General features: G+C 56.3%; 19 protein-coding genes. 8 read left to right on the top strand and 11 right to left on the bottom strand.

The window, feature by feature from the left end; all coding sequences use genetic code 11:
• The first annotated feature begins 129 nt into the window (after positions 1-129).
• Both C1711_RS07415 and C1711_RS07410 read left to right on the top strand, forming a co-directional pair.
• The gene (locus C1711_RS07415; protein ID WP_102338452.1) at positions 130-1,338 is read left to right on the top strand and encodes an ATP-binding protein; all 1,209 of its coding nucleotides are present in this window, start codon (positions 130-132) and stop codon (positions 1,336-1,338) included.
• Positions 1,339-1,518: 180 nt separating this feature from the next.
• Positions 1,519-3,837, top strand: a complete 2,319-nt coding sequence (locus C1711_RS07410; protein WP_102338451.1) for a DEAD/DEAH box helicase — start codon at positions 1,519-1,521, stop codon at positions 3,835-3,837.
• Between the two features lie 70 nt (positions 3,838-3,907).
• Here C1711_RS07410 and C1711_RS07405 read toward each other — a convergent pair whose 3' ends face one another.
• Together C1711_RS07405 and C1711_RS07400 are read right to left on the bottom strand one after the other, a co-directional pair.
• On the bottom strand, positions 3,908-4,813 hold the full coding sequence (locus C1711_RS07405; RefSeq protein ID WP_102338450.1) for a spermidine synthase: 906 nt from the start codon (positions 4,811-4,813) through the stop codon (positions 3,908-3,910).
• Positions 4,810-6,732, bottom strand: coding sequence for an elongator complex protein 3 (locus tag C1711_RS07400; protein ID WP_102338449.1), 1,923 nt, complete (start codon positions 6,730-6,732; stop codon positions 4,810-4,812). Before C1711_RS07400 ends, C1711_RS07405 begins: the two co-directional genes overlap by 4 nt.
• A gap of 122 nt (positions 6,733-6,854) precedes the next feature.
• On the opposite strand from C1711_RS07400, the gene C1711_RS07395 reads away from it, so the two are divergent.
• The 6 genes from C1711_RS07395 to C1711_RS07370 all read left to right on the top strand — a co-directional run bounded on the left by C1711_RS07395 (position 6,855) and on the right by C1711_RS07370 (position 13,319).
• Positions 6,855-7,706, top strand: a complete 852-nt coding sequence (locus tag C1711_RS07395) for a hypothetical protein (protein WP_102338448.1) — start codon at positions 6,855-6,857, stop codon at positions 7,704-7,706.
• Between the two features lie 30 nt (positions 7,707-7,736).
• Entirely contained in the window at positions 7,737-8,561 is an 825-nt protein-coding gene (gene trmB / locus C1711_RS07390) for a tRNA (guanosine(46)-N7)-methyltransferase TrmB (RefSeq protein WP_234346338.1), read from the top strand.
• Positions 8,562-8,675: 114 nt separating this feature from the next.
• On the top strand, positions 8,676-11,426 hold the full coding sequence (locus C1711_RS07385; RefSeq protein WP_102338446.1) for a DEAD/DEAH box helicase: 2,751 nt from the start codon (positions 8,676-8,678) through the stop codon (positions 11,424-11,426).
• 45 nt (positions 11,427-11,471) lie between these two features.
• The gene (locus C1711_RS07380) at positions 11,472-12,092 is read left to right on the top strand and encodes a hypothetical protein (RefSeq protein ID WP_102338445.1); all 621 of its coding nucleotides are present in this window, start codon (positions 11,472-11,474) and stop codon (positions 12,090-12,092) included.
• Between the two features lie 182 nt (positions 12,093-12,274).
• Positions 12,275-12,550: an autorepressor SdpR family transcription factor gene (locus tag C1711_RS07375; RefSeq protein ID WP_102338444.1), complete on the top strand. Its 276-nt coding sequence runs from the start codon at positions 12,275-12,277 to the stop codon at positions 12,548-12,550.
• Complete coding sequence (locus C1711_RS07370; RefSeq protein ID WP_102338443.1) at positions 12,543-13,319, top strand: SdpI family protein; 777 nt, start codon at positions 12,543-12,545, stop codon at positions 13,317-13,319. The genes C1711_RS07375 and C1711_RS07370 overlap by 8 nt, the downstream gene beginning before the upstream one ends.
• A 125-nt stretch (positions 13,320-13,444) precedes the next feature.
• On the opposite strand, the gene C1711_RS07365 is transcribed toward C1711_RS07370, so the two are convergent.
• The 9 genes from C1711_RS07365 to feoB all read right to left on the bottom strand — a co-directional run bounded on the left by C1711_RS07365 (position 13,445) and on the right by feoB (position 25,487).
• Positions 13,445-13,951 (bottom strand): LURP-one-related/scramblase family protein, encoded by a 507-nt coding sequence (locus C1711_RS07365; RefSeq protein ID WP_102338442.1) that lies wholly within the window; start codon positions 13,949-13,951, stop codon positions 13,445-13,447.
• 146 nt (positions 13,952-14,097) lie between these two features.
• Positions 14,098-14,892, bottom strand: coding sequence for an ABC transporter ATP-binding protein (locus C1711_RS07360; protein ID WP_102338441.1), 795 nt, complete (start codon positions 14,890-14,892; stop codon positions 14,098-14,100).
• A complete protein-coding gene (locus C1711_RS07355) occupies positions 14,885-15,805 on the bottom strand; it encodes an ABC transporter permease (RefSeq protein ID WP_102338440.1) in 921 nt (306 codons plus the stop codon). Before C1711_RS07355 ends, C1711_RS07360 begins: the two co-directional genes overlap by 8 nt.
• Positions 15,806-15,899: 94 nt before the next feature.
• The gene (locus C1711_RS07350) at positions 15,900-16,886 is read right to left on the bottom strand and encodes an ABC transporter substrate-binding protein (protein WP_102338439.1); all 987 of its coding nucleotides are present in this window, start codon (positions 16,884-16,886) and stop codon (positions 15,900-15,902) included.
• Positions 16,887-17,137: 251 nt separating this feature from the next.
• Positions 17,138-18,541, bottom strand: coding sequence for an asparagine--tRNA ligase (gene asnS, locus C1711_RS07345; protein ID WP_102338438.1), 1,404 nt, complete (start codon positions 18,539-18,541; stop codon positions 17,138-17,140).
• Positions 18,542-19,956: 1,415 nt separating this feature from the next.
• Positions 19,957-20,991 (bottom strand): Ltp family lipoprotein, encoded by a 1,035-nt coding sequence (locus tag C1711_RS07805; RefSeq protein ID WP_199824864.1) that lies wholly within the window; start codon positions 20,989-20,991, stop codon positions 19,957-19,959.
• A gap of 268 nt (positions 20,992-21,259) precedes the next feature.
• Entirely contained in the window at positions 21,260-21,637 is a 378-nt protein-coding gene (rplL, locus tag C1711_RS07335; protein ID WP_102338437.1) for a 50S ribosomal protein L7/L12, read from the bottom strand.
• Positions 21,638-21,739: 102 nt separating this feature from the next.
• Positions 21,740-22,261, bottom strand: a complete 522-nt coding sequence (gene rplJ / locus C1711_RS07330) for a 50S ribosomal protein L10 (RefSeq protein ID WP_102338436.1) — start codon at positions 22,259-22,261, stop codon at positions 21,740-21,742.
• A gap of 853 nt (positions 22,262-23,114) precedes the next feature.
• Positions 23,115-25,487 (bottom strand): ferrous iron transport protein B, encoded by a 2,373-nt coding sequence (gene feoB / locus C1711_RS07325; protein WP_102338435.1) that lies wholly within the window; start codon positions 25,485-25,487, stop codon positions 23,115-23,117.
• Between the last annotated feature and the right edge of the window lie 107 nt (positions 25,488-25,594).

The raw sequence follows: 25,594 nt of genomic DNA, 5'->3' as shown, positions 1-25,594 counted from the left end.
GTCGCTGAAACATAACATCGCGGACACCATCGACAGTTTCATCTTTTATAGCTATTTCAGTTATAACTGAAATTTTTTCAATCAATCGCATATAATTCAGTTGTATCTGAATTATCTTAGGAGCGCCTCATGATTGAACGGCCAAAATATATCGAAAAGGTCTCACGATGGGCCAATCGAAACGTAATCAAAGTGTTGACCGGCGTGCGTCGTTGCGGAAAATCCACCCTCATGGAAATGTGGGCAAATACCCTCCGCTCGCGCGGAATCGAGAGCCGTAACATCATTCACATCAACCTTGAACTACTAGAAAGTGAAAAGCTCCTGGAATATCACGTGCTTCACGATGAAGTGCTGCATCGCTGCGCGCCATCAGGAATGAATTATGTGCTCATAGACGAAATCCAAAACGTACCCGAATTTCAAAAAGCAATCGACAGCCTCTACATCAGGCCTAATATCGATCTGTATGTGACCGGCTCCAACGCGAAACTGCTGCGTGGCACCCTCGCAACACTTATGTCTGGCAGATACGTAGAAATCGAGGTGCTTCCGCTTTCTTTTGCGGAATTCGTATCAGCAAAAGCTCAACATCCAAACGAGCCCCTCTCTTCGCTAACCCGTATCTGGTCTGAATACCTACAAAATGGATCAATGCCCGCCGTGTCCGAATTCGCCAATCATCCCAGTATTGTCCACGATTACCTGCAGGGAATCTTGGATACCGTCCTACTGAAAGATGTTATTGCGCGCCTCGGAATCAAAGGAACCGACAAACTCTCATCGGTTGCCACGTATCTATTCGACAACGTTGGAAACCTCATAACGCCAAACTCGATCTCGAAGGCATTCGCATCATCTGGCATTCGAATTGCCCCCGAGACGGTTTCTGATTATCTTGAGGGCCTTTGTTCTTCCTATATCTTTTATTCTGCGTCCAGATTTGACCTGCGCGGCAAACGGGTGATGCAGCGAGAGAGAAAATACTATGCTGCCGATTTGGGTATGCGTCGCATATCCTGTTCAAACAACCTTCGAGATGAAGGCAGGTTGCTAGAAAACATCGTTTACCTCGAACTTCGAAGACGTGAAGGCGAGGTCTATGTCGGCCAAGGAACACGCGGTGAAATTGATTTCGTAACCAATGGTTACGAAGGTCGGAAGTATTATCAGGTCTCTCAAAGCGTGAAAGACCAAACAACACTTGAACGAGAGCTATCGTCTCTCGAAGCAATAAACGACAGCTACCCCAAAACACTCATCACTCTGGATGACATTGGAGAAATATCGCATAACGGTATCCGTCAGGTTTACGCACTGGACTGGCTTCTTGAATGAGAGACACGCCAGGCGTGAAGTATCACTGCGAACGTTTCTAAATGCATGTAGCAAATCCAACCGATTACTCGAGAAAGATTCCAGGCAATCGCGACACAGACAGTGTCAGATTACTATAATAATAGAACATTTGTTCGTATTATGCTAAGATGAAGCTGCTCGATGGAGGGAGGTTGATTCGTGAACACGTTTGATCGATACGCGCCGTTTGTGCAGGACTTCATCTACGCTCATGAATGGGAGTCGTTGCGCGCCATTCAGGTGGCTGCGGCCGATGCCATTTTCAATACCGATGACCACGTGCTGCTCACCGCCTCGACCGCATCGGGAAAAACCGAAGCCGCCTTCTTCCCCATCCTCTCAGAGTTCTGGGGAGACCCACCTGCAACAGTGGGAGCGTTGTATATCGCCCCGCTCAAAGCCCTTATCAACGACCAATTTTACCGACTGAACGACCTTTGCGAAGAGGCGGACATCCCCGTATGGCACTGGCATGGAGATGTGTCTGCCTCGCACAAAGCCAAGCTACTCAAACATCCATCCGGCATCTTGCAAATCACGCCCGAGTCACTTGAGGCACTCCTCTTGCACAAGCATCAAATGGTCGGACGGCTTTTCGGCGACTTACGCTATATCGTAATCGACGAGGTGCACTCGCTGTTGCGCGGGGACCGCGGTGGACAAACCCTCTGCCTGATTGAACGCCTCTCGCGCTTGGCGGGTGTCGATCCGCGCCGCATCGGGCTTTCGGCGACTATCGGCGATCCGGAACGAACGGGAGCATTCCTCGCTGCAGGAACCACGCGCGGATGCGTGATTCCACGCTTTGAGGAACCGCGACGCACGTGGCGCTTGTCGATGGAGCATTTCTACATCTCGGGTCCCCAGGCACCGGAACGCGCGCAGGACGCACAGGGGATTATTCCTGCGGATGTAACAAACACAGGACAATCCCATGAGCTGCCCAAACCCGACGAAGTGCGCATCGAGGGACCGAACGAGCAGGCACTTCTTACCACTACCGACATGGCGCCGCGTGATGCCGATCCGGGTCTTGGCTATATCTTCGAGCACACGCGAGGTAGCAAATGCCTGGTATTCGTCAACTCGCGCGAAGACGCTGAGGCGGTTTGCACGAGTCTGCGCGGCTACTGCGAGGCAAACGGCGAACCCGATCGATTCCTCATTCACCATGGCAACCTCTCTGCCGCCTTTCGTCAGACCGCCGAAGAGCTCATGCGCGATGAAGAGCAAGTGCAAACCACCATCACCACCGCAACACTTGAGCTGGGCATCGACATCGGTCGCCTCGAACGCGCATTCCAAATCGACGCACCCTTTACGGTGTCGAGCTTCTTGCAGCGCATGGGTCGAACCGGACGTCGCGGTATGCCACCGGAGATGCATTTTGTAATGCGAGAAGAACAGCCCGAACCGCGAATGATGATGCCCGAGAGCATTCCTTGGAAACTACTCCAAGGCATTGCACTCGTGCAGCTCTACCGCGAGGAACACTGGGTCGAACCGCCTGCCCTCGATCGTTTGCCCTATAGCCTGCTCTACCATCAGGTAATGGGAATCCTCACGAGTTGCGGAGAAATGTCCCCCGCTGAATTGGCCGCTCGCGTACTCACTCTGACCTATTTTCACCGCGTTTCACCTGACGACCTTCGCTGCCTATTGTGTTATCTCATCGAAATCGACCACATCGAAGTTACCGAAACGGGTGGGCTCATTGTGGGTATCGCCGGCGAGCGAATCATCAACTCCCACAAGTTTTATGCCGTGTTCCAGGAAAACGAAGAGTTCACGGTCAGATCGGACAGCGCCGAGCTTGGAACGATCGTCAACCCACCGCCTGCGGGGGAGCGAATCGCCATTGCAGGTCATTGCTGGCTCGTTGAAGAAGTGGACTGGAAACGACGCCTGGTTTACTGCACGCAGGTCAAAGGCCGCGTGCCGGCGTATTTTGGCGATGTTGCGGGAGATATCAATACACGCATCCTCGAACGCATGAAACGTGCCCTTGAGGAGCATGAACCCTACCCGTATCTAATGGAAAACGCACGGGCACGCCTCAATCACTCACGTCATGTTGCTCACAACGCCGGCGTTGTTGGGCGAGACGCCAGCCCCCTTATCAATTTGGGGGGCAACACCTGGGCGCTCTTTCCTTGGCTGGGCAGTTATGCATTCCTCGCCTTGGAACGTTTGCTCAAAATCAAGTGCGCCTCGCAGCTGGGCCTGCGTGGACTGGACCCTTCTCGCCCCTACTTCATGCAGTTCCAGATGGATGCCGATGCCGAAACATTCTTCGATGTGGTAACCGCAGAAGCCGAAGCGGAATTCGAGCCTTTGGAACTCGTATATCCAGGTGAAGTTCCACGTTTTGACAAATACGACGAGTTCCTACCCGAGGAGCTCATTCGCAAAGGATTCGCCGAAGGTGTGCTCGACATCGAAGGGATGCGCAAACGCGTGCTCGAATGGCGCGCATAACCTTTGAGACGGCTGATGAGGGCGCAGTAGAACGGAGGTCGATTCGAATTAATGGGACATGCTCGGCACATTAGGATGCAGGCGAATCGCCGTCATGAAGCACCGTGCTGAAAAGGGCCTCATCAAATGGCATACAACCTGAAAAGTCATAGGACGCGTCAGAAGCAACGAGCAGATAGTTATCTTCTCCTCCGAAGACCTCGTCCTCGCAGGGAATGATAGCTACGCGAGAGAAAATGACCGCGGCCGTCGTCAGCGCATTGCGCAGGAACTCAATGTTACATCCAGCGTTTTCAGATACCACATTGGCAAGATACAAACCTCCTGGACGCAAGCACTCCTTAACTTGACGCAAAGCTTCGACCGTTGCCAATGCGCAAACGGGATTCGCACCCGTAAAGCAGTCATTTACAATCACGTCATATCGTACGTCTGCGTTCGCGGCCTCGGCCAGGTAGATGCGCGCATCCTCGGTGTGTATATTCAGGCGCTCGCCCACTTTACGCTCGAGCTCATCGAGGAAGAACCAGCGGCGAGCGATCCTGACAATACCCGGGTCGATTTCCACCACGTCCATGGTCAGTTCAGGATGTTGCGATAACGCGTGCTTTGGATAAGAAAAACCTCCACCGCCAAGCATCAAAACGCGCTCTATGCCGTGACCTGCCAACTCGCGCATAGCGGGCTCAGCCTCAAACATCGCATCAAAGGCTCGGTAATACGAAAACACGGGTTCAAAGCGTCGCTCATCCAGATACGTCGCGCTTTGGAATACGCCACCTTGCTGCAAGACGCGCACGCGCTCGCCTTGCTCGCCGCGAATCATCTTGACGCGTGCAACTCCAGCGCGCGTGCGAACGATCTGCAAGCATTGAGAACCAACGGCAACAGCCGCGGCACCCACAGCAACCGCGCCGATTGCCACGCCGACAGCGATTCCCGCGGCGGAGGTGATATCGAGCTTTCCCCTGCTCATGACAACCTTCTTTGCTGGTACAAACCGTGATCCACAAATCCCAAGTGTCGGTAGTATTCGCGCGTCCCCACGGCGCTGATAACGTTGAGCCGCTGATAGCCCGCCTCACATGCTAGCCCGCACGCGCGTTCTACGAGGCGCTTACCCAGGCCAAGATGCTGCGCTGAAGCGCCGTCCTCGCCGAGTTGCGTCGATATGCCATACACGTGAACCTCGCGAATCATCGCCTCATCACATTCAACGGGAAGGTCGCCGGCACGCCGCTCAACATATGCAGCGTGAGGAAGTGAGAGACGAAGGAACCCAGCAATGCGATTCTCGGGAGTAACCCACTGAAGGAATCGCTCACTCGTATTGCTCGTCTCATACGAGACGATGTCAAGTCGAAGCGCGTTCACGTCGACATTCGCCGTGCCCACCTCGCGAAAACGAATCTCCTGAATACCCTGGGTATTTCCCTGCTCGCGAAGACGTTGCTCAACAAGTTGGCGCAGGTTAGGCTTTTTGTTACCCACCAAGATGTCTTTGGATGAGAAATCCCTAATCATGCGCGAAATACGACAGAACGGAGGCGTTACCGCCACATCGCTCACCAGCACATCGAGCAACTCGTCCTCAGTGTAGGGACGCCATGAGCCATCTTGGAAATACTTGCACAGCCGCGCGCCTTCAATCAGCGCGCACGGATAGAGCTTGATTTCGTCGGGTTGGAATGGAGCATCTTCGACCAAACGCTGGAAATCCTGCTTATCGAGCTCGGGCGTGGCGGTGTACAGATTCGCCATCGCATGCGCATGGATTTTGAAACCGAAGATACGCAGCAGCTCAAAGGCATCCTGGATGCGAGCAACCGAAATACCGCGGTCATTTGCATCGAGTACGTCCTGGCGAAGCGTTTGGATTCCCATCTGGACCTTGGTGCACCCGAGGCGCCGGATGAGCGCAAGCGACTGCGGAGAAATGGCATCGGGGCGCGTCTCGATAACCAAACCCACCACGCGATGCCGCGCCGTCTCATTTGCGTGCTGCAGCTGTTCGAGATCTTCCAAGTTCGCTGTTTGCATGCGCGCGGCGCGGCTCCACGCGGAACTTGTACCGTAAAGCTCTCGAAACGCCTGGTTATACGAATACCGCAATGCATTGAGTTCGCTTTGGGACTGCTGGGAAAACGCATCGAAGTCAGTTGCATTTTGGGGGAATCCGGCGTGTCGGTAAAACGCCCGCCGCTCTGAAACGGTACGCCCCATGTCGCCGAATGCATTGCCAGGTGCCTGCACCGCATCTATTGGACGAAGATCCACATCCTGTGAACAACCCACGTGATGCGAAGAATCGCCATTTTGCACTGTCGCCGTTGCGTTGTCGTTGAGCGCCCGGAACAGCTCCGAGATGAACCAGATTTGATAGCCTTGCGGATAATCGCTCCACGTACCACCAAGCACGATGAGCTCGATTTTGTCCGTCGAATGCCCCATCTGGGACAACGCGGTGAGGCGAGATGCCACCTGAAGATACGGATCGAACCAGTTTTGCTCAGCCCGCTCGCACGCAGGTTCACCATGTAGGTAACTTTTGGGCATGCGAATGTCGTTGGGGCAGAACAGACAATCGCCACCGCAGGGCCACGGCTTGGTAATGACCGTGATGGTCGCCACGCCGGAAGCGCTGCGTCGGGGCTTCATGCGCAAAACGGAAACGAGCTGTTCCTCCAGCTCGGGCGTAACGTTCCAGCTTTTCCATCGCACGGGGTCATTGCGCTTGATATCTTGGTAAAACGGCAGCAGACGGCGCTTGGCAAACATGCGCTTGTCGGAGTCCGCGCGACGCGCTGCGGCATGGCTCAGCTTGAGCAGCGTGCGGTCATCCACCGTGCCGCCTGCCCGCAGCGTATCAAGTATCTGCAAAATAATCTCTTCCATGCGTACAAATTGTACGCCATTCCGTACGTCGGGCGTCTGATGCCCCCATCAACATGGAATTCGTTTCCAATAAGGCACCCCATGTCCGGATGGGCCATTACAATACCAACGGAAGGAGGCACATGGACACCGCAACTGCTCGCGCGCTCATCGCGCTCAACAATTCGTTTTACTCGCAGCATACGGCATCGTTTTCCTCTACACGCTCTGCACCGTGGGACGGATGGAAACGCCTTGTCGATGTGCTCCGCTCTTGTGGGTGGGGCGACGTCGACACGAATAACAAAGCTCGCACGGTACTTGACCTCGCATGCGGTAACTTGCGTTTCGAGCAGTTCCTCACCAGTGCTTTTTTGGGTGAGAAGGATGCAATTGAAAGCCGTACAGCAGGTGAGCGCCACACTGATTCTCCCCTCACCTTCCATGCCGTTGATTGCTGCCCAGCCCTTGTAGACACCGACACGCTTCACAGCCGATCGATTGTCTATCACGAGGTCGATATCCTCGAGCGCTACTGCAATCACGCAGATCCCCTCGGCGGGATTTCCGTCTGCGATCTCTCCGTCTGCTTTGGATTCATGCATCATGTCCCCGGCGTCGACCTGCGCAAACAAGTGCTTTCCGACCTGCTTGCACATACTAAGGCCCATGGCTTGGTCGTCATATCTTTCTGGCAGTTCATGCATGACGAGCGTCTTGCACGCAAGGCCTTGCAAGCCGATGAGATCGCACAACGCAAGGATTTCGGGGCTGATGCCGATCCGCCCTTCAACCCTACCCACCTCGACGAAAACGATCACTTCCTGGGCTGGCAATCGGACAGCAACCCGCTGCGGTACTGCCATCATTTCTCCGAAACGGAAATCGACGAGCTTGTAGCCTCTATGGGCGCGGACGTTCGCGAGCGCGAACGCTACTCAGCAGACGGCGCATCTGGTAACCTCAATCGGTACCTTGTCCTCGAAAAACTCTAGAAAAGCGAGAGCACATCCATGCATGCACGCATGCCCAAAAACTTCGTCCTCGACCAGCGCATTGAACGTGCGGCCGACGCCATTGAGACCAACGCTGCCGCATATCGCGGGCGTTGGGCAGAGGCCTGTTTTCCCTTGTGCGCCGAAGGCGTATCGCGCTTTGAACGCGTACATCTCGACCTTGGTTGCGGAAAGGGCGCCTACATTGCCGCCATGGCCAAGCGGCACCCTACGACGCTTTTCATCGGCATGGACAGCGAGCCCGTCTGCGTGGTGCACGCCGCGCAGCTCGTGTTGGACGAGGATATCAAAAACGCGCTGGTTATCCCGGGCGATGCGGCAAAGCTCGACCAGATTTTCGCCGAAGGGGAGCTTGACGCCATCTCGATCAACTTCCCCACGCCGCACCCCAAGCGCCGTCATGCACGTCTGCGTCTAACGTCGGCACAGCATCTGGAAGGCTACCGCCCCCTGCTCGCCGGCAGCGCTACCGTTGCGTTGCGCACCGACAGCGAACCTCTCTATAAGTATTCGCTGCCGCAGTTCGAGGCACTCGGGTGGAACATCTTATGCGCCACGGACGACGATCGCGCCGCCCATCCCGAGCAGCCCATCACCGAATACGAAGAGCGATTGACGGCGCAGGGTGCCACCGTTCATGCGATTTACGCTACACCGCCGTCGACTCCCGCAACGACCGAACAGCTCCAAGCCGCAGAGGATATGCCGCTGAGTCTTATCGACTATCTCCCCGAAGACCTGTTTGCCAGCGATTACATTCCCTATGGCATGAGCTATGCTGTGGACAACCTGCGCAATCGTCGCCGTAACGAAAGCCGTAAAAAGCGTGTGTAATGCGCGCATGCGATAAACGCAGGCAACGCGACGCACTCCGCCTGAGACAACGCCCCCAGCCTTGCTCCCACCCAGAACAAACGCCCACGTCATGCACATCAGAAGAGAGACCTCATGACCGATCAAACGGACACCCGCACATTCGACCCCTTCGTCCACGGTTCGCTGGGCGATCTGGCTCCCAGCTGGTGGGAACCGGAGGACGGCAGCGAGCCAGAGCCCTGGCTCACCACAGAGGAGGCATACGAGCGCTTTTTGGAGTGGACATCGGCGCGTGGCATCGAGCCATGGCAACACCAGGAGGACGCCCTCTTCAGCATCGCCGCCGGCAGCAATGTGATTTTGGGCACGCCTACCGGGTCGGGCAAGTCGCTGGTCGCACTCGGCATGATGTTCATGGCGCGTGCCACTGGACGCAGGGCGTATTACACTGCACCCATCAAAGCGCTGGTCAGCGAGAAGTTCTTCTATCTTGTCGAGATTCTCGGACGCGATAACGTGGGCATGATCACCGGCGACTCGCATATCAACACCTCCGCCCCCGTTATTTGCTGCACCGCCGAAATCCTCGCCAATCAAGCGCTGCGCGAAGGCGAGGACACCGATGTAGCCTGCGTCGCTATGGACGAGTTCCACTTCTTCAGCGATCCCGACCGCGGCTGGGCCTGGCAGGTTCCGCTGCTCACACTCCCCCACGCGCAGTTCCTGCTCATGAGCGCCACGCTGGGCGACATGAGCGCCATCGCCGCCACGCTTTCGCGCACCACTGGCCGCGACCTCGAGCTCATCGCGGACGCACCGCGACCCGTCCCGCTCTCCTATGAGTATGTGAAAACGCCACTCGAGGCCACCGTCGAACTCGCCCTGCGCCAAGGCGACTCTCCGCTCTACATCGTTCACTTCTCCCAAGACGCAGCGCTCACCAGCGCACGTGCCCTGGCAAGTTACGGTGTCACAACTAAGGAGCAACGCGAGGCCATCAAAGACGCCATCAAGGGCGAACACTTTACCACGGCATTTGGCAAAACGCTCAAGCATCTCATTTCGAGCGGCGTGGGCCTTCATCACGCCGGCATGCTTCCCCGCTACCGTTTGCTTGTCGAAAAGCTCGCGCAACAGGGGCTGCTCCCCGTCATCTGTGGTACCGACACGCTGGGCGTGGGTATCAACGTCCCCATCCACACGGTATTGCTCACGGGTCTCACCAAATTCGACGGTTACAAGCAGCGCCGTCTGCGCTCGCGCGAGTTCCACCAAATCGCCGGACGCGCAGGGCGTTCGGGATTCGATACCGAGGGCGTAGTAATCGCCGAAGCTCCGGAGTTCGAGATTGAAAACCACAAAGCCGAACTCAAAGCCATGGGCGACCCCAAAAAGATGAAGAAGTTCAAGAAGAAAAAAGCGCCTGAAGGGTTTGTGGTATGGAACGAGACGACGTTCGATCGCCTTATCGAGAGCGAACCGGAGACCCTACGTCCGCGTTTGCGCATCACGCATTCGATGGTGCTCGCGGAAGTCGAGCAAGGCGGTGACGCGTGGACACGCATTTTGGAGCTTATCGACGCCTCGTTGCAAACCGAGCCGGAAAAGGTAAAGCTCAAGGCACGTGCCGCTGAAATCTTCGCAACGCTGATCGATGCGGGCGTCGTTGTGCGCACGCCCGTTGACGAAGAGGGCATCGTGGCACGCACGCCCGTTAAAGCGGACGACGAAACTCAAGAGCGCAAAGCGGAGGAGGCAGATACCTCGGTGCGTGCCGCAACCGGGGATACCGCCTCGCAAGAGCAAGCGGCAATCGGGGAAACCGTATCCGATCATCCGCTCGACGGACCCGCAAATTACATGCTCACCGTCGATTTGCCGGAAGACTTCGCGCTTGACCAGCCGCTTTCTCCCTTCTTGCTCGCCGCACTTGAACTGCTCGACCCGGAAAGCGAGCAGTATGACCTCGATCTCATTTCGATGGTTGAGGCAACGCTTGAGGATCCCAAGCAAATCTTGCGGGCGCAAGAGCGTCACGCGCGCGATGCCGCGATGAATGCCATGAAGGCGGAGGGCGTCGACTATGAGGAGCGCGTTGAGCGCTTGCAAGACGTGACCTATCCCAGGCCGCTTGCCGAACTGCTCGACACCGCGTTTGCCCAATACTGCGCCGAAGTCCCCTGGGCCAACGATTACGAACTCTCTCCCAAGTCCGTCCTGCGCGACATGCTCGAATCCGGCTGTGACTTCAAAAGCTATATCGCACAATACAAAATCGCACGTTGTGAGGGTATTTTGCTGCGGTATCTCACTGAGGCGTACCGTTCGCTCGACCGCACGGTTCCCGTAGAGCACCGCACCGAACAGCTCACCGACATCATAGCGTGGCTGGGCCTGGTCATCCGCTCCGTTGACTCGAGCCTGGTGGACGAATGGGCATCTGCGGGCAGTGATGCCGGTGCATTGCCGCCTCAACTCAAGGATGCGGTGGTCAAGGATCGCCGCGGTTTGCACCTGCTCGTACGCAACGCGCTGTTCCAGCGCGTCCGTCTTGCCGCGCGCAATAAGGTTGATGATCTGGGCGAACTCGACGAAAATTGGGGCTACGGCAAGCTGCGCTGGCAGCGCGTGCTCGATGCGTTCTTCGAAGCACATGTGGAGCTGCTCACCGATGCCGATGCGCGCTCCGCCGCGTTCCTGTCCATTGACGAAACGGATGAGGAAACCGACCACATCTGGCATGTCCACCAGGTTTTCTCCGATAGCGATGGCGACCGAGACTTCGGCATCATGGCCGACATCGACTTGGATGCCACGCAGGACGGCGACGGCATCGTGTTTAAGAACTACCGTGTCGGCGTGATTGAGGATCTGCTGGATTAAGTTCCGCAACATTACGTACAGGAACTGAAGCGAAGGGAGGGAAACGTGAACCGAGAATGTATCTTGGCGCTCGTAGATGCCGGGCTCTCCAATCCGGATATCACTTTGCAGCTTCTCGCCGATGATCTTTTGGAAGCACTCGAGGTGTATGAGCGTATCTTCGCCAGTGATACGGTGCCCGCGCGCCCCTTCCCGCTCCAAACCGTCATGCTTTCGCATGAAGCCCTCCCCACGCCTTCTGATTCCTCCCAACCGATGCGTCTCTATGCTCTGAGCTGCACCGATGACCCTGAGCCAACCAAAGCAGTAGCAGCGCTCACGCAGCTTCGCGAACAATGCAATAACAAGGGCGTTGCCTGGCAGGGCGGTGCCGCCTTGCCTGGGGGACGGCTCGTTGCCCCGTGCGCAAACGGTCCCCGTATGGGTCGCATGCGTCGATCGCAGTCCGAGGCGATTGATCGCCTCATTCTTGCCATGCGTTGCGGCTGCTCCTTGAGTGATTTGCTGGCCAACGAGCAGGCTCTTGCCGAACACAACCCGCGCACGCGAAAGCCTTGCAACACCGACACCGACATCATCGTCGCTCGCTGTCCTGTTCCCTTTTGCATCTACAACCAAGTAGCCACGTTCTACGAAAGCAAGCGCATTTCGAGGTGCAAGCGTTAACGAATCGGATCAAAACTCGCCACGCCTAAAATCCGGGCATTGGAACCAGATCGTATGTAACAAATGCGCTCGCCGCGTCTCAAAATAGCGATTCTTCTTGACAGTTATTTAGAAAAGTATTTAAATATCTAACAATCTAAACGACCCGCAATGTTGCAGGCACTGTCATTGAAAGGAACCCTATGGGAGGAGAAGCATTCAAAGCTCTCGCGGATCCAACGCGACGGCGCATCCTCGAGCTACTGCGCATGGGCGACCTCACCGCGGGTGAACTCGCCGAGCATTTTGACATGACCAAACCGTCGATCAGCCATCACCTCAATACGCTTAAGGCATCTAAGCTGGTAGATGTTCGACGTGAAGGTCAAAACATGGTGTACAGCCTCAACACGACCGTTCTGCAAGACCTCATGAGCTGGTTTTACACCTTTACCGACAAGGACAAGAATCATGACTGAAACTGACCGCATAACCACACAGAGTGAGGAGTCCGCACTCGAGCCGCTTCGCGAAGGCGCAGGTCCGCAAGAGAAAAAGACACCCAACCCCATAAACAAACGCGCATGGATCGTACTTGTGGCCCTCTGCGTGTTGAATCTCGTCCTTCATCTGCTGTGTTATCCGCATCTGCCCGAACTCGTACCGCTTCACTGGGGCGCCGATGGCAGCGTTAACTCATGGGGTGAGCGCTGGACCGCGCTTTTCCTCGATGCTCTTCCGCTCCTTATGCTCCTGCTGTTTTACGTCACGCCAAAAATCGATCCGCGCGGGCACGCCTATGAGCGGGTATCCGGGCTTTACTCTGCCTTTGTAGGTGCATTTACTGTATTCATGATTTGCATAAGCTGGAGCATTGAGCTCACGGTCTTCGGCATCATGCCCACAGATAACAGCCCCATGGGTGCTGCCGTATGCACAGCACTGGGCGCCCTCTTTCTGTTCTTGGGCAATTACCTGCCGCGCGTTCCGCGCAACTACACCTTTGGCATCAAAACGCCCTGGACGCTCGACAACGAGCAAAACTGGCGTCTCACACACCGATTCGGTGGATTCATCTTCATGCTCATGGGCGTTGTGATCATGATTATCGGCCTGGCGCTTCCCCGTTTTCAGGAGCTCTTGGTGCCCACCTTCGTAATCGCCATCTTGGGTCTTACGGGAGTGGTTTTCGTATACAGTTACCTCGTTTTTCGTCATGGCAACATACCGCTGCGTAAGAAGGAATAGCTGAACGGACGGCCAGAAGCCGAGTGACGATTTAGAGGCTCGATAAGCCCAGCACACAAAAACAGCCCGCGTAACGTAACGACGAAACGCGGGCTTCGTTATCTGCGAACAAGAACGATATGCTGCTACCCCTCGGAAACGGGCACGTCCTTGTGCATGACATAGCGCGTGATGAGCGCAAGCAGCACCAAGCCGTCAACATGAGCCTCGTCTTTGACATCGAGCTCGTACGTGTCGCCGCGCTCCCCAGCGACCTGCCGTGCCTGAAGCAAAACATCACCGCTGCTGGAACGAATCTCAAATCTGCTGGTCCAAGCTCTGCGCGTTATGGCCTGCCATCCTGTGCTACCCACCTTTATGTAACTCTCGGTCGTGCTCGCGGGATTGCGGAACTTACGCACCAAGTCAAAAACGCGGCCATCGGAGGTGACCACGTGATGGGCGCGGTTCTTATCGTCCATGCGCACCGTGGTGATAGTTGCCAGGATCTCGTCGTTGGCGTCTTTGAAATAACTCTTGCGAGGAGCGGAAAGCGGCTCGGTGTCGGAAGAATACAGCAGCGCTCCTTCCGGCGTCGCAACCTCAACTTCGCTGTATACACTGGTGGGCTTAGGCCTCAAAATGAGCTTCATATCACGCTCCATTCATCCGATACTAAGCAGATTCTACCCACCTTTTGTCCAGGAACGACAGCCGTATCTCATAAAGAAAACCCGCCGCAACCTTTCAGGTCACAGCGGGTTTCGTTGTTTTCAATACAGCCAGAAGGGCAGCCGAACTAGCTCAGCAGCATGCGGTCGTTTGCCAACTCGCCGCCGGAGACCTCCTCGAACTTCTGAAGCAGGTCGGGAACGGTAAGGGCCTTCTTCTCCTCGCCACGCACATCGTAGATGATGTTGCCCTCGTGCATCATGATCAGACGATTGCCCAGGCGAATGGCATCGTTCATGTTATGGGTCACCATGAGCGTGGTGAGGTTGCGCTCCGCCACGATCTGCTCGGTGAGTTCAAGCACCTTGGCAGCCGTTTTGGGGTCAAGCGCCGCCGTATGCTCGTCAAGCAGCAAAAGCTTAGGATTGGTAAGGGTCGCCATAAGCAGCGTGAGCGCCTGACGCTGGCCACCGGACAGCAAGCCCACCTTGGCGGACATGCGCGTCTCGAGGCCAAGGCCGAGCTTGGCGAGCAGCGCCGGATACTCCTCGCGTTCCTGCTTGGTGATACCCCAGGCAAGACCGCGATGCTGTCCACGACGACGAGCGAGAGCAAGGTTCTCCTCGATCTGCATATCAGCGGCAGTACCGCGCATGGGGTCCTGGAACACGCGACCAAGATACATGGCACGTTTGGGCTCAGACAGACGCGAAATGTCGTGACCATCGAGCTCCACCGTACCGGAATCCAGCGGATATACGCCCGCAATCATGTTGAGCAATGTGGATTTACCTGCACCGTTACCACCGATGATGGTAACGAAGTCGCCATCCTCAAGCGTGAGGTCGACGCCGGTAAGCGCGCACTTCTCGGTTACGGTGCCTTTGTTGAAGGTCTTCTTAACACACGTGAGCTTAAGCATTCGCCTCACCGCCCTTCGAGTAACTCGATCGTTGCTGGTACTTCTCCCACACAACGGGCACACACAGGGCAATCGCCACGATAATGGCCGAAAGCAGCTTCATGTCGTTGGCGTCCATACCCATCTGCAGCACGATTGCGCGGATGAGGAAGTACACCACAGAGCCGACCACAGCGGAAATGAGGCGGCTCTTGAATCCCGTGAGCTTGCCCGGCGTCAGACGACCGAGCACCTCGCCGATGACGATGGCCGCAAGGCCGATGACGATGGCGCCCGTACCCATGCCGATGTCAGCGTACTTTTGGCTCTGGCAAATCAGGCCACCCGAGAGGCCCACCAGCGCATTCGAGAGCGTAAGGGCGATGACCTTGGTTTTTGCCGTGGACACACCTAGCGCGCGAATCATGTGCTCATTGCTGCCGGTTGCACGCAGGGCGGAGCCGATCTCGGTACCAAAGAACCAGTACATCACAACGACCACGATAATCGCAACGACCACGCCCACGATAATGGCAATCGAGCTCTGCGGCAGGCCCGTGAGTTCGGATGCGCGCGAGAACACCGTGGGACTCGTGAGCAGCGGTGTGTTGGACTTGCCCATGATGCGCAGGTTGATGGACCACAGAGAAATCTGCGTGAGGATGCCCGCGAGAATGGCGGGAATCTCAAACAGCGTATGCAGCAAGCCGGTGACTGCGCCCGCCAGAGCGCCCGCCGCCGTTGCGGCAAGAACCGCCACAATGGGGTCGCAGCCGCTCAAAATGGCAACTGCACACACGCAGCCACCCAAGGCAAAGCTGCCGTCCACAGTGAGGTCGGCGATGTCGAGCAACTTGTAGGTGACGAACACGCCGAGCACCATAATGCCCCAGAGCACACCCTGGGACACGGCACCCATAAAAGCGATATCCATGCCATCTACCTCCTAAAACATGAGCGCGCAAAGCACCTCGGCAAGCGCATGCGCCTTACCGAGGTGCCAAAAACCAAATATGCGAACGCCTATCTTACTCGTCGAGCACGGAAAGGTCGATACCCAAAGCCTCAGCAACCTCTTCGTTCTTCACCACGACAAGGTCCTCGGCAGGGAGCTGCTCAATTGCCATATCGGCAGGCGTTGCCTCGCCCTTGAGAATCTTCACAGCCATCTCGCCTGCGCGGTAGCCCAGGTCCTCGTAGTTGATGGAGAGGGTGAACAGACCGCCGGCCATGCACATGTTCTCCTCGCCCGTGATGAAGGGGATCTTGGCCTCAAGGCAGATCTGACCAACCTGAGCGGCGCCCTGAGCGATGGTGTTGTCGGTGGGCGAATAGATTGCGTCGACTTTGCCCACGGCAGACTCGACGACAGACTGAATTTCGTTCGTGCTGGAAACGGTGTAACGCTCGTGCGCGATTCCCAGCTCATCGAGGGCTTCCTCGGCCATCTTGATCTGGATTTCGGAGTTAGACTCGTTGGAAGCGTACAGCAGGCCGACCGTCTTGGCATCGGGCAGAACCTTGTGCAGCATCTCAATCTGCTGCGCCACCGGGGTGAGGTCGGAGGTGCCCGTCACGTTGTTGCCGGGCTTGTCGTTGCTCGCCACAAGACCGGACTCCGCAAAGTCGGTGATGGCGGTACCCACGATGGGGATGTCAGTCGTGGTGCCGGCAGCAGCCTGGGCAGCGGGAGTCGCGATGGCGAAGATGAGGTCATCGTTGTCGCCTACGAACTTGGACGCGATCGTCTGGCATGCGGACTGATCGTTCTGCGCGTTCTGCTGATCGATCTCAACGTCGAGACCGGAGTCCTCAATCGCCTGGACAAAGCCCTTGTTGGCCGCATCGAGCGCCGGGTGCTCGGTGAGCTGGATAACGCCGATCTTATAGGAGCCGCTGCCCGTCTGAGCAGACCCCTTCGGAGCATCCGTGCCGTTGCCGCCGCACGCGGCGAGTGCAAGCGCGAGCATGCCCGCTGTCAGGGCCGCCCCCATGGTTTTGAGTTGTTTCTTCATGGTGCAACCTGCCTTTCTGTGTCAAAACCAACCGCGCGCCGGGCAATACGCAAACAAAAACGCCCTGTGCCGCGGTAATGCATCATGGTAAAGCAGCACAGGGTGTTTTATTGAACGAGCGTTCGAGTTACGGAATGTTAACCAAATGCGGCCCCAAGCGTCCGTTCACCTTCTGTGAACGGCATAAGCGCAGGTCGAGGCAGTGGGTCAACGCGCAAAGTCAGAAGTCGCAAAGACGGAGCCCACGGGAATTAGAACTCGCAGGAACCCACGGTGCGCGGGTGCGGAATGGCATCGCGGATGTTGCCCACGCCCGTGAGGTACATCACGAGGCGCTCGAAGCCCAGACCAAAGCCCGCGTGCTTGCAGGTGCCGAAGCGACGCAGGTCCAGGTAATACTTGTACTGGTCGATATCCATACCAAGCTCGGCGATGCGGCGCTCGAGCACGTCGAGACGCTCCTCGCGCTGCGAGCCGCCGATAATCTCACCGATGCCGGGAACCAGACAGTCGGCCGCGGCGACGGTCTTGCCATCGTCGTTCATGCGCATGTAGAACGCCTTGATCTCGGCGGGGTAATCGGTCACAAACGTCGGGCGCTTGAAGTGCTCCTCGGTTAGGAAGCGCTCGTGCTCGGTCTGCAGGTCGACACCCCAGCTCACAGGGTAGTCGAACTTGTGGCCGGAGGCGACAGCCGCTGCGAGGATCTCGACGGCCTCGGTGTAGGTCACGCGCGCGAAGTCGGAGCTCGCCACGTGCGTCAAACGCTCGACGAGGCCTTTGTCCACGAACTTGTTGAGCATGGCGAGTTCGTCGGGGCAGGCGTCCATCACGGTGCGGATGACGTACTTGAGCATCTCCTCTGAGAGGTTCATCTCGTCCTCGAGGTCGGCGAAGGCAATCTCGGGTTCGACCATCCAGAACTCAGCGGCGTGGCGCGTGGTGTTGGAGTTCTCCGCGCGGAAGGTGGGGCCGAAGGTGTAGATGTCGCCGAACGCGCAGGCGAAGTTCTCGCCGTTGAGCTGGCCGGACACCGTGAGCGAGGCGGGCGTGCCGAAGAAGTCCTGGCTCCAGTCGATGTTGCCCTGCTCATCCAGCGGCGGGTTTGCCGGGTCGATAGTGGTGACGCGGAACATCTCACCCGCGCCCTCGCAGTCGCTCGCGGTGATGATCGGCGTGTTCACGTACAAGAAGCCGCGCTCCTGAAAGAAGCGGTGGATGGCACCGGCCGCGACCGAGCGGATGCGGAAAACGGCGCGGAACAGGTTGGTGCGCGGGCGGAGATGCTGCTGGGTGCGCAGGAACTCGACGGTGGTGCGCTTCTTCTGCAGCGGATAGTCGGGCGTGGACGTGCCCTCGACCATGATCTGCGTAGCGGAAAGCTCGAAGGGCTGCGGCGCGTCGGGCGTGAGCTTGAGCTCGCCCGTACAGATGAGGGACGCGGAGACGTTCTGATGCGCGATCTCGTCGTAGTTTTCGAGCGCGTCACGGTTCATGACGACCTGCAGATCCTTGAAGCAGCTGCCGTCGTTCAAGGTGACGAAGCCGAAGTTCTTCATGTCGCGGACGGACTTGACCCATCCGGCAACGGTGACGGTCGTACCGCCGAGCGCCTCGGCATCGGCGTAAAGCTGGGCAATCTTTGTGCGATCCATGCGTGCTCCTTGTATATCCCATATGTCTCTTCAATATCTTCATCGGCGCGTTATTCAACACGCCAATTGTTCATTGTAGCAGGCACGGTATCACGTGGGTGTATGCCGATGCACACTCTCGAAAAGCCTCTTACTTATATGTCCCAGGAAAAGGCAGTTGCAGCAAACCGCGACTCTGCAAAATGAGTTCGTTGTATAACCCGGTAGTCTCCTCTCGCTCTTGCCCGCGTCCTCCTTGTAGATACATCTGTATAGATTTGGCGACGGTTCGGCATCGAGCACAATGACGCAAAACTCACTAATTTGTCCAAGATGCATGCGCAGCCCATTTTTCTTGCAAATTGGCCTCTTTGTGGCAAAAAATGCCAGATTGTGAGGTCTTCGATTGCGACTTCCGGTGCGAAAGTATCCGTCGGAACCAACAAGATTAAGGTGTCGCTCTCGTAACCTGCGGTTTCTTCAATACGCATTACGGTCTGATAAAGGAAAATACTTGACGAGCCCTCTTTCAGCAGGCTTCAAACAACATAATCTGGCAAAAAATGTCATTTCGAACCCGAATAGTAGAAAAACTTGTCTTATGGGCGAAAAGGATTCTAGCGTTTCAGCGAAGCTTAACCTTGGGCTGTTTTTCTGTATTTGAGCGCTTGAAACAGGGGTCAAATGCCGAAAAACAGCCCAAACTTGCGTTCCGTAGAATACGAATGCCGGACACGAAACGCATATGCGCGGTGCACGGCACCCACCCATACAAAAAAGCGGGGCAACACCGTGCAAGCAAACGGGGTTTATCGGACAAAAAGTGTGCCCGGATCAGGGTTGGCGGCGCGGGCTGTCGTCTGCCTTTTCCCGTGTCATTCGGCGGAGAGCTCGTCGAAGTCCGACCTCATGCACGATACGGTAGGGTTTTTGCATTCCGATCGGGTTTTGCCGAATAGCTGGAAAGCCGCGTCGATAAAACCGCTGGTAGAAGCGCCAACGTTTTCCGAAACGGGCCGTCTACTCGGGATTTCGCCGAGGCGATGCAAAAACCCTACCGTATCGTGCAGAGGCACTTCCGGGACGTGAATATAACGCGGCGACCAACTGGGAAAACGGCAACGGAGATGAATACGCGCAAATACGTGCCGTGCTATGGCGCCGCTTTGCCGCCGAATCAGGTGCCGGGCGTAACCCCCATTGCTTTTTCGGTCGCACCGCACCGCCGCCCCGTACGCGCTTTCCGTCCGAGCGGTTAAATTGCGCCGGTGAATATAAAATGTGCGAAAAGGGCTATCGACCTGCGTCGACGGTCCTGAAACGGACACACATTTTGTCCTATAAGCCCAAACGGGGCAGAGTCCAAAGCTCTGCCCCGTTTCCATCGCATGGTCCGAAAATGAATCTTGCAATGAAGCAACTAACTTATACTTGCGCTAAAGTCCCACGGCATCAGCACCATATACTGCCTGCTCATACGTAAAACCTTCGAACATGAGCTGATCTATCAATCCGTAGCGCGAGAAACCCATTAAGTCCAAATAGTCTGCGGCTTTTTCCGCAGCTTGTTCATTCCAATCTGCGCCGCAATTATCAACGGCAAACGTCGCATCTTCCGTTGTATAACCTTCAAACTCAAGTTGCTCTATCAAACCAGAATATGAGAACGCCATGAGATCAAGATAGCTCAAGGCGGTACGGAACGCATTTTTCTGAGAGGTTGTCATTTCAATCGTGTATGTTTCAGAACTAATCGTCTCGCCGCAAACCGCGCAGAACATCTCTCTCGTTCCAGGAGTAAGTGCCCCATCTGAAGCAACCGAAACGGGTCTGGTAATAACCCACTCCCCTTCAGTGTGAGGCAACTTCTCGATCGTCTGTGTTACTTCTTTTCCACACCTAAGACACGTTCCCTTTTCTATGCCCATCTCTGAGCAGCTTGCCTCTTTTTCAACAGCCCAATCACCACAAACATGCCCTAGCGACTTGCCCTTCTGCTCTCCGCATCGCTTGCAAGTTCTAGGCTCTTCACAGGTTGCTTTCTGCCAATCATGACCAAGCGGTTCGCCTTCCGTCGCTTCGCATTTCTTACATGTTTTTGGGCTTTCGCAAGTTGCCGGCACCCACTCATGCTGGCATGGAATCAGCTGGACAACGACAATCAAGAAAACAATCGCACCGATTACACCCATTATCTTGCGTAGATCAACAGGCTTGGATTGTTTCTTTATGTATTCTTTTCCGCCTTTTCCTTCTGAAATTGAGGCTGAAGACACTTCTTCATCAACCGAGGAGGACGCGGCATCTTCCTGTTCGTCTTGCAAGCCTTCTATTTCAGATTTGATCTCATCCCGTTCTTTTGCCGGAGGCGCCTCGAAATTATCAGAATTCTCTAAACCGGCCGCCTCATTGTTTTCCGATTGAACCTGACCCGTTTCACCCGGCTCCAATCCACGCTCATCTTCATCCATGTTGCACTCCAATTTTGAAGGGATACTGACAATGCCCAGAGTACTGCCCCCCCCCCGCAATTACGCAACACTATTTGAGGCGAGTATCGGCGAACGGTTTCTATTATTCAATTAACATTACATATCGCACTCTTTTGTTTCAAGGTTTTCTTTTCACCTCGATTCTATTGTTCAAAATTGTCAAAAAAGCGGGGCTCGCGCTATGCGAACCCCGCTTCAAAAGAGCGACTATGCTCAAGCAGCTTGCAGGTGATACACCTGCGGGAAACTACTTAAGGGTGACAGCAGCGCCGGCAGCCTCGAGCTTCTCCTTGGCAGCCTCGGCGTCCTCCTTCTTGGCACCCTCGATGACGGCCTTAGGAGCGGACTCGACGACCTCCTTGGCCTCCTTGAGGCCGAGGGAAGTGAGCTCACGGACAACCTTGATGACCTGAATCTTGTTGTCGCCGAAGCCCTCGAGCACGACGTCAAACTCGGTCTTCTCCTCAGCCTCGGCAGCGCCAGCAGCAGGAGCAGCCACGACGGCGGCAGGAGCAGCGGCGGAAACGCCGAAGGTGTCCTCGATAGCCTTGACGAGCTCGGAAGCCTCGAGCAGGGTCATTTCCTTCAGAGCCTCGATGATCTCATCGGTGGTAAGCTTAGCCATTTCTAAGTCCTTTCAGTTACCCTGCGCATGCAGGGAGTTCAGTGTAGCGTTTGGCGCATGTGCGCCGGGATGCGCGACGAGTGCCGCGCGCAAAAGCAACCGCTAGGCTGCCTTCTGCTCGGAAACCTGCTGGATCGAACGGGCGAGACCGCTGGCAACACCATTGGTGCAAACGGCGATATCGCGAGCGAAACCAGAAATGAGACCGGCGATCTGGCCGAGGAGCTGGTCCTTGGTCGGAAGATCGGCGATAGCCTTGACATCGTCGGCGGTAACGGCAGCGCCGTCGGAAATGCCGCCCATGATCTCGAGAACGCCCTTGGACTTCTCGGAGAACGTCTTGAGGGCCTTGGCGGCCTCAACGGGCTCGGTCTCGTAGAACACATAAGCGCAGGGGCCGACGAGAATCTCGTCGATCTCCGGCTGCTCCTGGTTCTTGAGGGCCAGACGCACGAGGTTGTTCTTGTAAACCTTCATCTCGGCGCCAGCCTCACGAAGCTGGTGACGCAGTTCCTGAGCCTGGAGAACGGTGAGACCGGAGTAGTTCACGACGAACATACCCGCGTTGGACTGCACCTTGGACTCGATCTCGGCAACTGCATCGATCTTGTACTGCTGTGGCATGTGGTACACCTCCTTCTCGTTCTTTCTCAGGCACGACCCGCCTTAAGAGGGACGGGGGCGTGTCTAAAAAAGAAAACCCCCGCGCTGCATAGAGCGACGGGGGCGAGAAGACATATCTACTCGACCACCTCGGCTGGCGGGTTTACCCTTTACTCCGTTGCGCTCGCTTGCGCGGGCACGCAGGTACCGGCTGTCTCTGGCAGCGAATCGTGCGTGTGCACGGGATATTGTGACGGGTGCGAGCAAATGCGTCAAGGGTTTTGCAACAGTTACCTGCCACTTCCCCACCGGTTGACCATATTTGAATATATTGCCGGGGAAATTCTTTGCCGCTGCCTGTCGATAATACGGAAATCCGCATTGGAAAACGCGCTCGTTTTGAACTTGAGAGGATGAGGCGTGCCTCGTCAAGCAACCACGCGTTTCGAATACAAGTTTTACTATCATTCGCCCAGTTGAATGCAATGACAAACTATGGTCCATTTTACTGCCATCGACTTACCATCCCATTTTCGAAAAGGGCGAGCAAAATCCATCCAACTCGTTGCGAAATTCTGAAGGTAAAACTTACCACGCCGAGTAGACACCCGTTTTGGATGCAACCCCGCTTCCATTTTCCCAGATATTTGCTTTATTTCGCTAAAGTGTACTTTGACCTTGCCGCCTTACCTTCAGAACTTCGAAACGAATTGGCGAGCACCGTTCAAACTCGCTTCGAAATGAGAAGGGTATTACCGGTGAATGTATCAATGGACAGGGTTTCCGACTATCAACTCGCCACGAAATTAGGAAGAACTACCCCGTTCCGTATTAGCCCTGGACAAGCAGGGAAAACCCATCTGACCTGCGCATCTTACACCAGTCCAAGCGCCAAGCCAATCAGACGCACGGCAAAGGCAACGACCCATGCAACGAGACACTGCAGCACGAACACCGCCAGTGCCCAACGGGGCCCAAGCTCGTTTTTCACAGCACCGATGGCAGCCACACAGGGCGGATACAGCAGCGTAAACACCAGGAACACATAGGCAGAAAGCGGAGTGAACAGCTCGGAAAGCGCACCCGCTGAGGCGGAACCCAGCAGCACGGCAAGCGTGGAAATGACACTCTCCTTGGCGAGCAGTCCCGTGACCAACGCCGTCGAAGCACGCCAATCGCCGAACCCGAGCGGCGCCAACACCGGGGCAATGAGCCCTCCCAAACCTGCAAGCAAACTCTGTGACTGATCGGTCACCACATTCAAACGCATGTCAAACGTCTGCAGGAACCACACCACGATGCTCGCCACGAAAATGATCGTGAACGCGCGCTGGATAAAGTCCTTCGCCTTATCCCACGCGAGCATCACCGTCGTTTTCGCACTCGGTAGGCGGTAATTGGGAAGCTCCATAATGAACGGCACGGGTTCGCCTTTGAACACCGTGTGCTTGAAAATTAGCGCAACCACGGCAGCAACCGCCACACCTAACAGGTAGAGAGAAACCATAACCAGCACGCTGTTCCGTGCAAAAAACGCGGCTGCAAGCAGGCCATATACCGGCAGCTTGGCTGAACAGCTCATAAACGGGGTGAGCATCACGGTCATCTTGCGGTCGTGCTCCGAGGGCAGCGTGCGCGTGGCCATGATGGCCGGCACCGAGCAGCCAAATCCCACCAGCATAGGCACGAAACTGCGGCCCGAAAGTCCAAACCGGCGCAGCACCTTATCCATCACGAAAGCGACGCGCGCCATGTAGCCCGAGTCCTCGAGCATGGAAAGCAGCAGGAACAGCACCACGATGAGCGGCAAAAACGAGAGCATACTGCCCACACCCGCAAAAATGCCGTCAACCACGAGCGACTGCACCACGGGATTCACGCCCGCGCCCGCAAGCGCCACCGCAACGGCGTCGGTAGCCCACGCCACGCCCTCCTCCATGAGACCTTGCAGCCACGCGCCAAGCGAACCGAACGACACCCAAAACACGAGCGCCATGATGGCGAGGAACGCGGGGAACGCGCTGTAGCGACCCGTGAGGATGCGGTCGATGGCAACGGAGCGCTTGTGCTCGCGACTCTCATGCGGCTTGACCACGCAGGCGCGACACACGGATCCAATGAACGAAAAACGCATGTCGGCGAGGGCGGAAAGCCGGTCGCTACCCGACTCCTCCTCCATCTGCGAAATGATGTGTTCAAGTGCGTCGAGCTCGTTGGCATCGAGGTTGAGTGCCTTGCGCACCAGCTCATCGCCCTCCACCAGTTTAGTGGCGGCAAAGCGCACGGGAATGCCCGCGTTTTCGGCATGGTCTTCGATCAGGTGAATCACCGCGTGGATGCAACGATGCAGGGCGCCGCCATCAACGCCATCCATTGAGCAAAAGTCGAGGCGCCCGGGGCGCAAGTCGTGGTAGGCAACCTCGCGCACATGTTCCACAAGCTCAGCGATTCCCTCGTTTTTGACAGCGGAAATCGGCACCACGGGGATACCGAGCTTCCGCTCGAGCAGATTCACGTCAATGGTTCCACCATTAGCTGTGACCTCGTCCATCATGTTGAGCGCGAGCACCATGGGACGGTCGAGTTCCATGAGCTGCATGGTGAGATAAAGATTGCGCTCGATGTTGGTGGCGTCGACGATGTTGATAATAGCGTTGGGGCGTTCGTCGAGGATGAATTGGCGGCTCACGACCTCTTCGCTTGTGTAAGGCGAAAGCGAGTAGATGCCCGGCAAATCGACCACGGTCGCCTGAGGGAACCCCTTGAGCTGGCCATCTTTGCGGTCGACCGTGACGCCCGGGAAGTTACCCACATGTTGGTTCGAACCCGTGAGCTGGTTGAACAGCGTAGTCTTGCCGCAATTTTGATTGCCCACGAGCGCGCAAGTGACGGGCTGATTGGGCGAGAGCACATGCCCGGCGGCACGCGGTCTGAAAACAGGCTCGTCAGTTTCTCCCAGCGCAGGGTGTGCCATGCCGCGCGTGGCAACCGGGTTTTCGCGCGAAACGTTATGCGCGTCGTGAATGTCCATGAGCTCGATACGCGCTGCATCGGCACGGCGCAGCGTGAGCTCGTAATCGCGCAGGCGAATCTCAAGCGGATCGCCCATGGGCGCGTGCTTCATCATGGTGACCTCAGTTCCCGGCGTAAGACCCATGTCAAGAATGTGCTGATGAAGCGCTGGATCGTCCGAATCAACGCAGGCGACAATGGCATCTTTGCCGATTTCTAGCGTGTCCAGTCTCATGCGCAGGTCCTTTCCGAGTGTTTTTCCGCACACCATATTACCCATGGCCCAACGGTCTCAAAGGATAAAGTTACCTAGCAGAAACTTTTCACATTCCCTGGTTTGGC

Origin of the sequence: Collinsella provencensis (assembly GCF_900199705.1) — a bacterium.
Lineage (GTDB): Bacteria > Actinomycetota > Coriobacteriia > Coriobacteriales > Coriobacteriaceae > Collinsella > Collinsella provencensis.
Note: the sequence above shows the minus strand (reverse complement) of the source record. Positions and strands in the feature narration are given on the sequence as shown.